Origin of the sequence: Paenibacillus sp. TC-CSREp1 (assembly GCF_050171015.1) — a bacterium.
Lineage (GTDB): Bacteria > Bacillota > Bacilli > Paenibacillales > Paenibacillaceae > Paenibacillus > Paenibacillus silvae.
In genome coordinates this window covers 212,583-227,835 of sequence record NZ_JBNOKM010000009.1, presented here as the reverse complement: position 1 = coordinate 227,835, position 15,253 = coordinate 212,583, and the positions used below count along the sequence as shown (strand labels likewise).

Annotated in this window: 11 protein-coding genes; 1 reads left to right on the top strand and 10 read right to left on the bottom strand. The window is 47.8% G+C overall.

The genetic code is table 11. From position 1 onward, the window contains the following. Positions 1-2: 2 nt before the first annotated feature. From ACQSGY_RS15830 to ACQSGY_RS15800, 7 genes are all read right to left on the bottom strand, one after another. Positions 3-1,772 carry a sensor histidine kinase gene (locus ACQSGY_RS15830; protein WP_427052580.1) on the bottom strand — a complete coding sequence of 590 codons (1,770 nt, stop codon included), beginning with the start codon at positions 1,770-1,772 and terminating at the stop codon, positions 3-5. 345 nt (positions 1,773-2,117) lie between these two features. Continuing rightward, the gene (locus tag ACQSGY_RS15825) at positions 2,118-2,816 is read right to left on the bottom strand and encodes a hypothetical protein (protein ID WP_427052579.1); all 699 of its coding nucleotides are present in this window, start codon (positions 2,814-2,816) and stop codon (positions 2,118-2,120) included. A 116-nt stretch (positions 2,817-2,932) separates the two neighbouring features. Continuing rightward, positions 2,933-4,465 carry an ABC transporter substrate-binding protein gene (locus tag ACQSGY_RS15820; protein ID WP_216513328.1) on the bottom strand — a complete coding sequence of 511 codons (1,533 nt, stop codon included), beginning with the start codon at positions 4,463-4,465 and terminating at the stop codon, positions 2,933-2,935. A gap of 152 nt (positions 4,466-4,617) precedes the next feature. Beyond that, positions 4,618-5,526 (bottom strand): carbohydrate ABC transporter permease, encoded by a 909-nt coding sequence (locus tag ACQSGY_RS15815; RefSeq protein WP_184180039.1) that lies wholly within the window; start codon positions 5,524-5,526, stop codon positions 4,618-4,620. 17 nt (positions 5,527-5,543) lie between these two features. Beyond that, positions 5,544-6,530: an ABC transporter permease gene (locus ACQSGY_RS15810; RefSeq protein WP_174812286.1), complete on the bottom strand. Its 987-nt coding sequence runs from the start codon at positions 6,528-6,530 to the stop codon at positions 5,544-5,546. A 180-nt stretch (positions 6,531-6,710) separates the two neighbouring features. Then, positions 6,711-8,324 carry a response regulator transcription factor gene (locus ACQSGY_RS15805; protein ID WP_427052578.1) on the bottom strand — a complete coding sequence of 538 codons (1,614 nt, stop codon included), beginning with the start codon at positions 8,322-8,324 and terminating at the stop codon, positions 6,711-6,713. Continuing rightward, positions 8,299-10,086, bottom strand: a complete 1,788-nt coding sequence (locus tag ACQSGY_RS15800; RefSeq protein ID WP_427052577.1) for a sensor histidine kinase — start codon at positions 10,084-10,086, stop codon at positions 8,299-8,301. Before ACQSGY_RS15800 ends, ACQSGY_RS15805 begins: the two co-directional genes overlap by 26 nt. A gap of 321 nt (positions 10,087-10,407) precedes the next feature. On the opposite strand from ACQSGY_RS15800, the gene ACQSGY_RS15795 reads away from it, so the two are divergent. Then, positions 10,408-11,841: a hypothetical protein gene (locus ACQSGY_RS15795; protein WP_427052641.1), complete on the top strand. Its 1,434-nt coding sequence runs from the start codon at positions 10,408-10,410 to the stop codon at positions 11,839-11,841. Between the two features lie 24 nt (positions 11,842-11,865). On the opposite strand, the gene ACQSGY_RS15790 is transcribed toward ACQSGY_RS15795, so the two are convergent. The 3 genes from ACQSGY_RS15790 to ACQSGY_RS15780 form a co-directional block, all read right to left on the bottom strand. After that, a complete protein-coding gene (locus tag ACQSGY_RS15790) occupies positions 11,866-12,069 on the bottom strand; it encodes a YwbE family protein (RefSeq protein ID WP_427052576.1) in 204 nt (67 codons plus the stop codon). 192 nt (positions 12,070-12,261) lie between these two features. Next, on the bottom strand, positions 12,262-13,044 hold the full coding sequence (locus tag ACQSGY_RS15785; RefSeq protein WP_427052574.1) for a polysaccharide deacetylase family protein: 783 nt from the start codon (positions 13,042-13,044) through the stop codon (positions 12,262-12,264). A 127-nt stretch (positions 13,045-13,171) separates the two neighbouring features. Then, positions 13,172-15,205, bottom strand: coding sequence for a Na+/H+ antiporter (locus tag ACQSGY_RS15780; protein WP_427052573.1), 2,034 nt, complete (start codon positions 15,203-15,205; stop codon positions 13,172-13,174). Between the last annotated feature and the right edge of the window lie 48 nt (positions 15,206-15,253).

The following is a 15,253-nucleotide window of genomic DNA, read 5'->3' as shown; positions in this document are numbered from 1 at the left end:
GTTCACTCTTCGTATTCTTCAAGCGCAGGTTTTGATTCTACCGGCCATGACAACACAACTCGCACGCCGCCCAGGTCTGATTCGGTGATATGAAGTCCACCCTTCTCACCATACTTCAGCTGCAGCCTTTGATTCACATTCCACAATCCGCAGCCCATCTCCTGATCCATCGTACCCGCAAGCTTGATGAGCAGTGCTTCACGCTCCTCCTGTGTCATGCCTTGACCATCATCTTCAACAATGAGCAGCATCCGGCCATCCTTTTGCTCACCGGATACTCTGATCTCCCCTGCTTCTGCGTCTGCTTCAATCCCATGAATGACCGCATTTTCAACCAGAGGCTGAACAATTAGTGGCGGAACTTCGATACGCAGCATATCTTCTGGCAAATCAAGCGTATAATGAATGCGCTCCATGCGCATACGTTGAATTTCCAAATAGTTGGTCACAAATTCGATTTCTTCGGATAGCGGGACCAAATCTCTTTCCTGCCTTGTTGTATACCTGTAATATCTGGACAGATTGTGAGACATGGCTACAACGGCATCCACCCGTTTCAGCTTCGCCATGCTTGTAATGAAGGAGAAACAGTTATAGAAAAAATGCGGATTAATCTGTGACTGCAGTTGCTTCAGTCTTGCTTCCCGTACATGAATCTGCTCCAGATATACGTGCTCGAACAGCTGTTGTATCTTTTCCACCATGGAATTAAAGCGCTCGGACAGGAAACTGAACTCATTGCGACCTTTCGGCTCGATTCGAACGGAGTAATCCTCCTGCTTCAGCCGCTGGAATCCGCGTATCAATTGTTTCACCGGCACCTGAACCTGAACATATAACAAATACGCAGCGGTAAAGCTCATCAGTAGCAAGCATATCATGGACGAGTAGAACAGAATGTTGGACTGATGAATCGGCTTCAAAATATCGGACAGCGGCATATAGTCCACCAGATACCAGCCCGTGGTGCTCGATTTCACAGAATTGACCATGTAGGGCTCATTGCCAATCACTACCGTACGGTTCTCTACGTCTTTCAAGGGCTGGCTGGACAATTCCTTGATCAATTGATCTGTCAATGTCCGATCCGATGTCCGGTTATAGATTACGCCCGTTTCCTCGCGGAAATAAAAGGGATCATGTCTTCCATCACCTTTGAATTTATCAAGCATGTCCCGAATGTTGTCACTGTCGAATTCCAGCTTGATGATGGTCTCCGCATTTTCGGCAGGGTCTTTGATTCCGTAAGGGGATACGGTGATCCAGCTGAACATGAACCGATCATTCTGCCCGTCCTTAATTTTGTGAACATCCCAGCCTGAAACGATACTTTCTTTTAACGCATGCTTGTCATACGTACGGGCATCCCGTTCCGAGATCACTCTGCCGAGCGACGGGGAATACAGATATAATTTGGTAGCCCAGTTAGATGAGCTCTCCTGAATACTCAGCTTGTTTTGAATACGCTTGACCAGATTGATCGCATCCAGATCGAAATAACGGCTCTCCGCAAATATACGCCGAAAACTGGCAATATCCGGATCGTGGATCAGCAGATTAGGCCAAGAGGATAACAATTCAATGTTAGAGTTTACCTGATTTTGAAAAAACTCCAGCTGATTGCTGTTGGATTGATTAAGCTCATCGCGAAGCACAGCTGTTGTTTTATGATTGGAATACCAGTACAGGAGCACAACAGGAATAAGCATGATCAGAATCAAAATGACCATCTTTGAAAACAGATTTGTCCGGTATGACATGGAAATGTTCATCTCGCTTTATTTTAATTTTCTTTAATCGTCCTGACACAAGTCGTGACATTAATTGTAGTCATGGCAGCTTTAAATACAATCTATTTCTTGCACATGCTCCATAATGCGCCGTTAGATGCTTTCATAAACAGATTGTCCCATATTCTATCGTAAGCCTCACCCCTCCTCTGAAAAAGGACATTAATGCAAGGTTTCAGCACTTAATTCAACTTGCACAAACGAAAAAAGTCGGCGCTCAGCCGACTTCACTCCTGATATTAATGATGTACTTTTTATGTTATCCTGCCTGCTGGCCATTCAGTATATATTGGTTATGTACTTGTATCTACAGTCTGCTTACACGTACTAAGGGATATCATAGTCAAAAACTGTATTGGTCCCATCAACTGCAACATCTAGTACGATATCATCCAGCTTGCCGCTCACCTGCAATGGCCGTTGCGCCAATCCCGAGAATTCAAGCTTTCCTGTGAACGTCATGCGGGGCTCAAGTTTGACCGGTATAGCGTCAAGCTCAACAGACTGTAAAGATTCAGATAACGGATCATCCTGATAACGGTAGCTGCCTGCCAGATCAGGCTTTACCATCGCGGCGACAGACGAGTTGCTATAATTTTTCAGTAACAATTCACAAGTCGCACGTGCTTGACCGTTAGGATAAACCTGATACGTGCATGAGCTATCGTTCTGTGAATACGATATGCTGCTTAAACCCGTGGCCCCCCATTTTACCACATACATCAACTTATCCGTCATAAACGAATAATTGGAGATTAAGATCACAACCGCAATCCACAACGTCTTCGCCACGAGCGGGTACTTGGTCATGATCTCCTTCCGCGCAAGATAATACCCGCAAGCCAGCATGCCAAGTCCGAAGAAAACCGTAATATGTACACCGCTGACGTACGCTTTGGTATATGGGGATATGCCGATGGATAACAATAACGAATCACCGACGGAGAAACCGAGATGGTGGTTACAGGTAAAAATAATCGCAAAGAGCAATAAACTTCCTGAGAACACAAGTCTGGTTCCCGACACGCAAACACCTCCTAATCAACCACCTGATTATATCATATTTTTCCTATTTTTGATTAACGATCCAAAACAAAAAAAGACATTACCGGTTTCAGCCGATAACGTCTTTTTCTAAAGCTTTATTTTCCAGCCAGGAATGCATCCAGCTGCTCCTGTTTAGCCGCAATAATTTTATCGATACCTGCCGCTTTCAATTTTTCCAGATATTTTGGAATCATCTCGTTCGGATCAACTGCACCCGAGGTCATGCCTGGTTTGAACTGTTTGTTGACGTTGTTAACAGCCGCAATTTCGTTTTTCACCGATTGGCTGTTAAAGGTGAAACCAAGGGCAGGAGATTTTACACCTTTGGCGTTAAACTCCTTGAACTTCTCCCATTTCTGCGGGTCTTCATTATCCCACAGGTAATTCAGGAACTGGTTACCCAGCTGCCATTGCGCGCCTGGATTATAGGTACGGCTGTTGGCATCCACACCGTCAGGCAGCTTGATGATGTTATCCTTACCTTCTACTTTGACATAATGCTTCCCTTCAATACCGAAGTTGAGCAGGTTGTTAATTTCTTTGTCAGAGTGAAGCAGGTTAATGACTTGCATTGCTTTCTCCGGTTTTTCAGAAGAACGGGAGATTGCAAGCATCGCACCGGATGCATCTCCCGTCGTAATGGTCGGACTTGTCATTTCAATCTGTGTCAGCGGGTAACCAACATACCCTTCCTCTTCCTTATCTTTACCCGGCTTCATACCATCCGTCCACATGAACGCTTTGCCCGCTTTGGCCTGATCTTTCGGGAATACGTTTGACGTTGCTGCGTCACTGTTAATGTAACCTGCCTGATACCATTTACGCGCAAGCTCGGCTGCTTGTTTGAATTCCGGCGTTTCCACTTCATTCAGCACTTTTGTTTCGCCTGCTGTTTTGGAGATCACACCCGGTACAGAAGCATCACCGAGATAATCCCAGTCGAGGTTTTCGAGCAATCCGTTACCATTCGTATTGGACATGTAGAACGGAGTGACGGAAGGTTCATTTTCCTTAATGGTTTTGAGCAGCGGCTCCAGATCAGCCCATGTTTTAACTGCTGTCAGGTCCAGCTTGTATTTGTCAGCCAGGTCCTTGCGGACCAGCACACCGCGGGTGGCTGCAAGCTCCTTGTTGGTTGGCACACCATAGTTGACACCATCCACTTGGGAACCTTCCAGGAAGGCAGGGTCCAGATTTTTCTTGATGTCCTGCCCGTATTCATCCAGCAGGTCATTCAGTGGCAAGAACGCACCTTTGGCTACGTTAACGGTGTAGTTCTGCCAAGCTGCGGTGAAGATAATATCGGCCTTTTCCCCTGAGGAGATCATCAGGTTCAGCTTATTATCCCATTGCCCCCAGTCCACAGCATTGATTTTGATCGTAGCTCCAATCTTGGGCTCCATCTTTTTGTTGATTTCTGCTTCTACCAATGCAACATCCTTCTGAGGTGTGCCCGGATAAAACAGCGAAACCTCGTAAGGTTTTTCAGTATTGCTTGCGTTCGGAGTGCTTCCTTCTGCTCCGGGTGTTGCAGTCCCCCCCTTGTCAGGCGAGCAGCCAGCAAGCACCAGTGCCAGTGTCATGGCAGCCGCTGTCATACGTGACCACACTTTAAACGATTGAACCAATTGAACCCCTCCTGTTCATATAATGGACCGTTACCTTTTACACCTTACCTTTTTACCGTTCTTCCCCAATTCCAAATAAACGGTAAAACCTTTCTGTATGTGCCCTTTCGTCTATCTTCCAATAACCTTGGCCACTCCCTAACCGGCTGGAGTTATCCCTTCACAGCACCTACCGTCAGACCTTTGATAAAATAACGCTGGAAGAACGGGTACGCCAGTACTATTGGACCTATACCGACAACAGCCATTGCCATTTGCAGCGTTTTGTTTGGCAGGTTGAGAAGTCCGCCCTGTGATGAAATCTGTGAAGAAACGTTGGAGTTGGTAGTTAAATATTGAATATCGAGCAGCGTCCTGTACATAAGATACTGAAGGCTGATCGTCCGGTTATCCGAGATAAAAATCATACTGAGGTACCAGTCATTCCAGTAGTTCAGCGTACTGAACAGTGCGACGGTTGCCATAACGGGCAGCGAGAGCGGCAGGACAATCCGCAAAAACGTTTTCAATTCCCCCGCTCCGTCAATGCGCGCCGATTCCAGAATAGATACCGGAATGGAGTTGGCGAAGAACGTTCGCATGACGAGTACAAAAAACGGTGATAACAACAGCGGCAGGATCAACGCCAGAATGGAGTTTTTCAGATCCAGCACGTTGACGTATACGAGATACCAGGGAACAAGTCCCCCGTTAAACAGCATGGTGAAAAAGATGAAAAAGGCGAACCAGCCGCGATACGGCAAATCCCTGCGTGAGAGCGGGTACGCATAAAGTGCTGTCAGTGCAACACTTGTAATCGTACCGACAACGGTAACGATAATCGATATGCCGTAAGAGTGGATGATCTGATCCATATCCTTGAACAGAAACTCATAGGCTGTCAGGCTAAACTGCTCCGGAATGAGCTTGTAGCCATTGGCGACAACCGTTGTTTCATCCGAAAAAGAGATGGCGAAGACCAGTATGATCGGCACGATACAGGCAATGGCATAGAATAGAAACATGAAATGAATGACGGCAGCGGAACGCTTGGATACCGCTAATGGATCACGTGTTTTCACAACTGACTTGCCTCCTCTCAAAATAGTGCATTATCTTTGTCAATCCGTCTGACGATGGTATTGGATACCAGCACCAGCACAAAACCGACAATCGCTTGGTACAAACCTGCCGCAGATGACATCCCGATGTCTCCGCCGATAAGGAATGTACGATATACATACGTATCAAGAACGTTGGTTACAGGGAACAGTGCGCCTGATTCCAGCGGAACCTGATAGAACAAGCTGAAATCTGCATAAAAGATACGTCCGATCTGAAGCAAAGTCATAATGACGATCAACGGAATCAGAAAAGGAATCGTAATGAACCGGATCTGATGCCACTTTGATGCCCCATCGAGTACAGCCGCTTCGTAGTATTCCTCGTCAATTCCCACAACGGCAGCGAGATAAATAACCGCATAATAACCGATATTTTTCCACGTATTCACAAGCGGCAGAATGTATGGCCAGTATTTAGGTTCAGAATACCAGTCAATCGGCTGCCCTCCAAACATTTGCAGAATGGTCGAGTTCATAAATCCCGAGTCCTTGCCGAGAAAAGCAAGTACGAGATAGCTGACCACGATCATGGATAAAAAATAAGGCAGCAGCATAAGGGATTGGTATAACTTGGACATTGCTTTATTTTTCACTTCGTTAAGCATGATTGCCAGTCCTACACCAACAAACAGATTGAGTGCGATAAATACGGTGTTGTATGCAAGCGTGTTTCGCGTGATTTCCCACGCATCGCTGGTTGAGAACAGGTATTTAAAATTATCCCATCCGCTCCACGGGCTCCCCCATATTCCATCGGCATAGTTGACATTTTTGAATGCGATCAGCACGCCGAACATCGGCATATAGTTGTTTACCAGCAGAAACAAAATGCCTGGCAGAAACATCAGGTAGAGCACCTTGTATTTGCCAAGATTGTATAACACGGACTTGCGCTTTCGAACCGTGCCTTCCGGTATCTCCGATATTCGTACGCCCTTACCCGCCTGGGGTTGTGTCTTCATACGTGTTCTCCCTCACTCCTCTTGAATTCTTCCTCAGGATGAAGCTCCGTGCGCCTCCTGTGGTTCAAGTATACGGCGGGGCGATCAAGTCCTCTATCTGCTGTGGTGACCTGTTCAATGATCAAATTATGACTTTCATACCATAAAAAACAAACAAAAAGCGCAGCATGCTGCGCCTGGTTACACGGTTCTGGACTGTTTGCGAAACTCCTGCGGCGTAATGCCGGTGCATTTTTTGAACATTTTCGTAAAATGAGAGTAATTGTAGTACCCTACCTTACCTGCGATATCCGTCACCTTGACGGTGGATTGGGAGAGTAAGGTTTTCGCCATCGCTACCCTGCGCTGCAGAATGAATTCGGACAAGGACATTCCTTTTTCCTTGCGGAACAAACGGGACAGGTAAGCCGGGTTAAATCCGGCAAACGCTGCAAGCTCCTCCCGCATCAGCTCCTCGCCGATATGATTCTCAATGTAAATGCACAGCTGATCCACAATCGACATCGGATTCTGATCGTCCGGGTAGAGGACGGGGATGACACGGTCAATCAGATCAAGCGTCCACTGCTTCAGCTGCGACAGCGATCTTGTCACTACCGCTTCCTCCGGCTCTCGCTCTCCTGGATAAAGACTGCGAATGGATACATTGTTCTGATGCAGCAGCGGATAGACGACATGCAGCATCGCATGATAGTAAAGACGCAGCATTTCCGGGGATAAGCCTTCCTGCGCGGCAAGCAGCTCGAAAATTTCATGCACACGTTCACGCAAATCATCTACTTTGCCTGTTTCAAACAATATGGACAGCTCAGAAAACCACGGGATCGGTAAAAAACGGTCTTCCTGCGCCCGATGCTGCTCGTCATAGACAAAAACCTCTTCCAGTTCTTTGATATTACGCCGCTCCATGTCCATAAGATCATTCAGCATGCCTTGCAGTTCAGTTACAGCTACAGGTGCTCCTACATAACAGGACAAACGGCAATAGAAATAAGTTCCACACTCCTGAATGTATCGCTGGCAGCGCTGCCGGGCTTCTTCCGCAGACAGGACAGTTCCATCCTGTTCATACGCCAGAACGATGTTCAGCCCGCTGTGATCCTGAAACACTTCACCTGGTTTATTCCCCAGCACCATTTCTCTGGCCGCATTACGCAGGGCATATTCCAATACCTCTTCATCACGCAGATTGAACTCGCGTACCCACTCCTCCACCGATATAACAATCGGCAGCACACGAACCTCGGGATCAATCTCTGCACCATACAGCTCGGCGAGCTCCTGCAGCTTCTGCGCGGTAAGTGCACTGCGCTGGGACACCGCATCTTTCCAGAAACGCTCGGTCAGTAGTGGTTTATGGGTTTTCCACCGATTGTATGCGGTTTCGTAAACCTCGTTCGTCCGGGTACGCTGTTCTCCGTCCCTGATTTTATCCATGGCTTGTGTAACCACTTTGATAAGCTGATCCGCTGGAGCAGGCTTCAGCAGATAATCGAAGCTGTTCAGCTTGATTGCCGTCTGGGCATAATCAAACAGTGCATGGCCCGTCAAAAAAATAGTCAATATCCCTGGATCATGCTTGAGCACCCAGCTTTGCAAATCCAGACCAGTCTCCCCGGGCATCTCGATGTCACAGATCAAAATATCGATGGCCTCCGTCCGAATAACCTGTCTGGCCTCTTCCACATCACATGCCCCGAACACCTGATCAATTCCGGCGGCCTTCCAGTCCACACCCTCCAGCATCGCTTGCAGAGCGTATACTTCATCATCCACGATCAACAGGTTCCGCATGAGTTCCTCCTTCTTGCTCTTCCGTCTGAGCAGGCAGATAAATGCTTACTGCAGCGCCTCCATCTATCCTGTTTTCAAAAGTCAAACCAGCCTCGCTGCCATACTTTACCAGCAGCCGGTGAGCCACATTCCATATTCCGATATGCTGTCCTCCGGGGTCCCTGGCATATTGGGCCTGCTGCAGCCGCTCCAGCAGCTCCGGTGCAAAGCCGACTCCGCTATCCGTAATCTGAAGCTCCAGCATGCCATCCTTGGCCTCACCGTCTGCTGCTTCCTTCACACGTGCCGAGATACGAATGACAAAGGGCTGCATCCTCCGCTGAAATCCATGAATGATAGCATTTTCTACAAAAGGTTGCAGGGTCAGCGGCGGAAGAACATAATGTCCCGCCTTCGCATCAATGTCCAGTTCGAATTCTAGCTTGCTCGGAAAGCGCAGCTTCTGAATCTCAAGATAGTGACGAATATGCTCGATCTCTTCGTTAAGGCTGATTACACGTTTGCCAGCACGTAAACTGAATCTGAAATAATCGGCCAGATGACCTGCCATCTGTTGTACCAGCTCATGTTTTTGCAGGGAGGCAAGGCTATGAATAATATTCAGGGAATTCAGATAAAAGTGCGGATTAATCTGCATCTGCAGCTGCTTGAATTCGGCTTCCCGCGTCCGTAGCTGTTCCTCATACACATCGATCTTCAGATGCTGGATCTCCTGAATCATCTGATTGAAGCTGCGTGTCACAAACTCCAGCTCGGAGGAGGACGGTGCGTCCAGTGTCACATCCAGTTCTCCGCGACTAACCCTTCTCATGCCGCGAATCAGAGCGTTCATCGGACGGAACAGAAGCTGCCGCAGAAAGAACAGCGCCGTGATGAGAATGACAGCAGCCCCTATAGGCAGCAATCGGATAATCTGTTGGAAAAAAGGCAGGTTGCGCATCATGTCTTCCTCTGGCAGCAATACAACGTAATTCATCTCCGACATCGCGGAGGCAATGCCAACCATCAGATACTGCCGGGCCTGCCCGCCCGTTTCAGTGATGACCTGGTACGGACTTTCCAAACCGGTCAAATGATCAGCCGCCAGTTTAATTTGTCCCGCATCCAGTGTTGAATCAGACAAGGCCCTGCCATCGGGAGTCACGATAACCGCTCCGCCTCCCGATTCAGTAAACTGCTGTGAATCATTCAGTGCATTCATGTCTACCAAAGCCCCGGCATAGAATTGCTGATTGATCCGCACCGTTTTCACTAACGCATTAAACGAACCTCCGCGTACAATACTCCATTCCGGCTTCTGAATATCCCCCTCCAACTGGCGCAGCTGGGCTGGCATACTTCGCTGCACAACCGACTTTTTGATATCATAGTTGCCAGCGGTGGCCAGCAGCAGATCATCGTTCACCGCATCGTACAAATAAAATGAATCAATGAGATTGTAAAATCCGATATCGGTCATAAATTTGTTCATAATACGCTGCTTGGCAATAATATAGTCTCCACTTCCGTATTGTAGAAAGAACAGGGAGATAATATCAGGGTCACGCTCGCCCAAACTGTATAAATAACGATTCGTTTCCTGCAGTACACGTTCATTTTGCTCCACATTTTTGGCCAGATGATTCATATAAGTGAGGGATACCTTATCACGTACCACCTTCATCGCATACACATTGTTGTAATAGAGCAGCATGAACAGTGGCAGCATGATCAGCGTAAGTCCCACAATAAATTTAAAGCGCAATGAACGGATCAAGTTCATGGATTACCGTCCTTTTGATTCAGGATAATCTGATTTATTCTGATTTGATCTGTTGTTTCTAATTTCTCCCTCAAGATAGCATGTATATTGTAATCACCTGTGTTCGACGTTGTCTATCAGGTTCGGTGACCCCCGGATATGTGTTCTCGTGACTTGTATTCTCCGGTGCATCCCATGTGTACGCTTCGTTTCACTCCTACATAATTCTCTGAATGTAAAAAAAATCCTGCTTGAACACCCAGGCCTGACATGCATAGGATATATCACTCTCCCGGGATAAGTGACCAGGGAGTAGGGATATGCAGGGAGGTTGTCATCATGATGAATATTCAACTTGTTCCGCTGCACTATGTTTATTTGGCATTTATTGTCCTCATTATCGCCGTTATGGTTCGGCGCAAAGATACAACCATCATCTGTGTCGCCGGCATTATGACGATCGGACTGCTGGCAGCAGAAACGTTAAGCGGCTCGGTCGCCGGCATTTTCAACAGTTTCATCTACGCTGCCAAGGAATTGTTAAGCACCATCTTTATCATTTCAATTATCGTTGCGATGAGTCGTGTGCTGATTAGAACAGGCATCAATGAAGTCATGGTGAGACCCCTTACCCGTTTTATTCGAACGCCTCAGGCAGCCTATTGGAGTATCGGGCTGATTATGATGGTCGTATCTTTATTTTTCTGGCCCTCTCCAGCTGTTGCACTGGTCGGTGCAGTGCTCCTGCCAGCAGCCGTACGGGTTGGATTGCCTCCCATTGGAGCTGCTATCGCTATGAACCTGTTTGGTCATGGCATTGCTCTGTCAGGTGATTACATCATTCAAGGTGCTCCAAAGCTTACAGCAGATGCAGCCGGTCTTCCCGTAGCGTCCGTGATGGCTGCCAGCGTGCCTCTTGTGCTTGTCATGGGCACAGTATCTACACTGACTGCCTTCTGGATGCTTCGCAAAGAGATGAAATCCAGCAACGCTCAACAGCAAACGGTCAAGTTAGAGCGACCGTTAGCAGAGCAACCGTCAGTAGAGCTGCCTTTAGCACCAGAAAGTCATTCATCTATCGAAGTGCATACGATACCCCTTCATCTTAAAAAAACATTCGCACTTATTATACCGTTGTTATTCGCACTCGATGTTGTATTGATGTTTGTGTTAAACCTGCAGGGAGGAGATGCTACGGCATTAATTGGTGGAACCGCCGTGGTCATTCTGATCGCTGTTTCGCTGGCAGCGCATCGTTATAACGGATCGGAGGAAACGACCCATTATCTCATTGAAGGCTTCCAGTTTGGCTTCAAAGTATTTGGTCCGGTCATTCCGATTGCCGCATTTTTTTATCTTGGAGACGCAGCTATTACCGAATTATTTGCTCACCCTCTTCCTGAAGGCTCACACGGGATCGTTAATGATCTTGGCGTTGCGCTGGCGAGTATTGTGCCAATGAACGGCACTGTAGGGGCGATAACGATGACCGTTACCGGCGCTGTAACCGGTATGGACGGTTCAGGATTTTCAGGAATTTCGCTTGTGGGTTCAATTGCGACCATGTTTGCCGGCTCAGCAGATTCAGCACCGATGCTTACCGCATTGGGCCAAATCGCAGCCATCTGGGTTGGCGGTGGCACGTTAATACCATGGGCATTAATTCCAGCTGCCGCGATCTGCGGGGTCAGCCCGTTTGAGCTGGCACGGCGCAATCTGAAGCCGGTCATGCTCGGACTGACCGTAACAACGATTGTTGCGATTTTTCTCATCTAAAACGTAACGCTTGATTGGGAGAGATCATATGCTCGTTGAAATTACTTGTTTCACCCGGCCAACTTGTCCGCTCGTTAATCTCACTTTAATCCCGTGCGGATGTGAAGGAGATTTGGTTAACAGGTCTTTGACAATACCTCGTGTCAGTTTACCGGAGGCCTGATCCTGCTTGAGTACGATATCAACCTCCAGACCCGGTTTGATGTCTGCTCTTTTTTGTCCATTCATATATTCACCTTCTTTATTAAAGTATCAGCAGCGGTTCAGCTCTATCTATTGTAGACGTTTGGACTGCAAAACAAAAGGCCGCAGCCCCTGATACGATTGGGGGCTGCGGCTTGAACAGGCATAACAGCATTCCATATGCACATGTGCTTCAGCTTCTGTCCAAATCAAGCTGGATCAACTTGTTAGCTGATATTAAGGATGCTTCCGCGGTGATGAGGATGAGACTCCCTCCTTGGCGGCTTCGCGAGCCTTGACGGCAAGGAGCTCGGACACCGTTACGAATTCATATCCTCTTTCCTTTAATTTAGGCAAAATCTTCCGCAAGGATTCGATGGTCTGCGACCTGCCATCAACCTTATCATGGAATAACACGATATCCCCATTCCGTGCATTGTTCAGCACTTTTTTCGTAATCGCTGATACGCCAGGCAAAGCCCAGTCTCGTGTATCCTGGTGCCAGGACCACAAAATAATGGTATATCCCTTTTGCTTGGCCGCCTGAATCACCATATCATTGTAATAACCTCCGGGGGGCCTGAACAATAACGGACGCTGAGCTCCTGCATTAACGATGGAGGCCTCCGCCGCCCCCATGTCCTTCAAGTATTTACCTATTGCTGTTGAGCGCACGGCATACGTATGAGCATACGTATGATTCGCGATCTCATGCCCTTGGAGCTGCTCCTGCCGAACGATGTCAGGGTACTTCTCTGCCCATTTGCCAAGCACAAAAAAGGTCGCCTTCGCATCATACTGCTTCAGTAAAGCTAAAATCTGGGGTGTCTGGACGGGGTCTGGTCCGTCATCAAAGGTCAGGGCGATCAGTTTGTCATGTGTAGGAACTTCCCACACGATCTCTCCCCGCTCTTCATAATACTGGCGATTTTTCTGCACTGGCTTGGCATACGCTGAACTGGTCAGCAACACCATAGCCAGCATGAACAATGCGACAAATCGAGCTGCTTTCAGGTTCATGTCGTATCCTCACTTTGATGTTCATACTTCATTCGTCATACTTTAAACTTCAAACTTAACTCCATACTTTAAACTGCAATCCTCTGTTAGCATTACCCGATTGTGGGCAACTCATGAATCATCTTCATTAATCATTTTTCAGCACAGTTGCCTCCACGTCATTGATGTAACGACGCAGTTTGGCTGCTACATCCCGGGTAATCTCTCCGTTCTCATATAATTGCTGAACGGTGTTCCGCTGTTCCTGAATAGCTACCATCTGAAGCTCAAGCTTTTCCTGATTGAATGGATCCTCCGCCTTGTCCTGGTTCCAGGCTCGCAGCCTTGCCATGACCCGTTCATATTTGGCTATGACAGAGAGCGCAGCCGTACGATTCGTGTCATTCATCTGTGCCCGCACAGCTTTAATGGCCGCCTGGGACGTGCGCAGCTTCACCTTGCGAAACAGCTCTGCATTTTCCAGCATAAAGGGCTGAGCCTGCTTATGATTACGACTGGCAAACAGTTGACCCAGCATACGTCCAACCTCGTGCAGCGAAGCCAGAAGCTGTGTGTTGGTACGATTGGAGAGCATCATCTCCTTGCGATCCAACCATGTATCACATTTGAAAGCGGCTTCGGGTCCCAGAGCATTCTCATCCATCATCGCTTCAATCTCTTTGCGTTCCGCTCGTGTGGCGACCAGATTCATTACTGTTTCCTGTTTCTGCATCGCTTTGCGTGTATCTGCAGTATAGTGCCCGGCTGCCTGTTTAATGTATTTGGACAAGTCGGATACGACGGTCAGGGCAGCCGCTTTATTTTCATCATTCATCTCGGATTTGACCGCTCGAATGGCTGCATTCAGCATAATGTCTTGTGCTTTGCGTTCAGACTTCTGCGGTGTATGCTCATCCGAAGTCTTTCCTTCCTCCTTTGCTAACACAGGCAGCAGCACACTGGCCGCGATCAGAGATACCAGAATGACACCAGCCGCCAGGAAAATAATCAAATCCCGCTCGGGAAACGGTGACCCGTCCTGTAGAACATAAGGAATTGAAAATGCCCCTGCGAGTGTTACCGCACCTCTTACGCCAGAAAGGGAGAGAATTATAATCTCTTTAAAGCGTGGTTTGCCGATAGGTGACTTCCTGGTGCTCCGCAGCCACTCATTTCCTTGCCAGAACAGATAAATCCACAGGAAACGCAGCAGAACAAGCAGCAAGAAAATGAGCACCACGTAACCTAACACTTCGAGATTGTTAAATGACACGTTGACAAAGATCGTATTTAACACATCCGGGATCTGTACCCCAAGAATCATAAATACAAGACCATTCAAAATAAATAAAATAACCGACCATGTGCTTGCCGACACCACCTGCATCTTGAGCTGCACCGATTCTGCCCGATCACGTTCAATGGCATGAATGATGCCCCCTGCCACGACCGCCAAAATGCCGGAAACCCCGATCTCCTCACTTACCAGGTAAATGACAAATGGAGTCAAAATTTGCAGCAGCATATGAATGGTTACATCCTCCATACCCAGTCTGCGAATCCATACCCCGAGCCGGATCAACAGAAAGGACATCAGAGCACCCGCAAGCAAACCTCCCGCGGCAATCAGGATAAAACTGACCGTCGCTTGAGCGAGTGAAAAAACACCGGTAACCGTTGCAGCGATCGCAAATTTAAACGCAACCAGACCCGACGCATCATTCATCAGCGCTTCGCCTTCAAGAAGTCTATGTATGCTTTTTGGCAAATGTACACGTCCCGCCATAGCCCCCACAGCTACAGCATCTGTCGGAGACAGAATGGCTGCAAGAGCAAATGCCGCTGGAAGCGGAATGGACGGGATCAGCCAGTGGATGATATACCCGGCTACAGCAACCGTGACGAACACCAGACCCAGAGCAAGCAGCAGAATCGGTGCGCGCAGGTTCCACAGTTCGTTTCGTGGTGTTCTTTTCCCATCGTTATATAACAATGGCGCAATAAAAAGCACAAAAAACAATTCGGGATTAAGCGGTAAATGAACACCTGCAGGCAGCAGTGCTGCAGCTACACCAAGTGCAATCTGAATGAGCGGAACGGGAATAAAAGGGACAAACCGGTTTAATACATTCGACAAACCGATCAGCACCAGCAAAACAAGCACCGCAATAAATAGTTCCATGATGACAACCCTTTCCGCTGCTAAGTTAGCAAAACATCATAATGTCCT

What these genes read in the sequence shown, in the direction of transcription:
- ACQSGY_RS15805 (WP_427052578.1), bottom strand. Translation starts at nt 8,324, where the DNA reads ATGCGGAACCTGTTGATCGTGGATGATGAAGTATACGCTCTGCAAGCG.
- ACQSGY_RS15780 (WP_427052573.1), bottom strand. Translation starts at nt 15,205, where the DNA reads ATGGAACTATTTATTGCGGTGCTTGTTTTGCTGGTGCTGATCGGTTTG.
- ACQSGY_RS15810 (WP_174812286.1), bottom strand. Translation starts at nt 6,530, where the DNA reads ATGAAGACACAACCCCAGGCGGGTAAGGGCGTACGAATATCGGAGATA.
- ACQSGY_RS15830 (WP_427052580.1), bottom strand. Translation starts at nt 1,772, where the DNA reads ATGAACATTTCCATGTCATACCGGACAAATCTGTTTTCAAAGATGGTC.
- ACQSGY_RS15795 (WP_427052641.1), top strand. Translation starts at nt 10,408, where the DNA reads ATGAATATTCAACTTGTTCCGCTGCACTATGTTTATTTGGCATTTATT.
- ACQSGY_RS15800 (WP_427052577.1), bottom strand. Translation starts at nt 10,086, where the DNA reads ATGAACTTGATCCGTTCATTGCGCTTTAAATTTATTGTGGGACTTACG.
- ACQSGY_RS15785 (WP_427052574.1), bottom strand. Translation starts at nt 13,044, where the DNA reads ATGAACCTGAAAGCAGCTCGATTTGTCGCATTGTTCATGCTGGCTATG.
- ACQSGY_RS15790 (WP_427052576.1), bottom strand. Translation starts at nt 12,069, where the DNA reads ATGAATGGACAAAAAAGAGCAGACATCAAACCGGGTCTGGAGGTTGAT.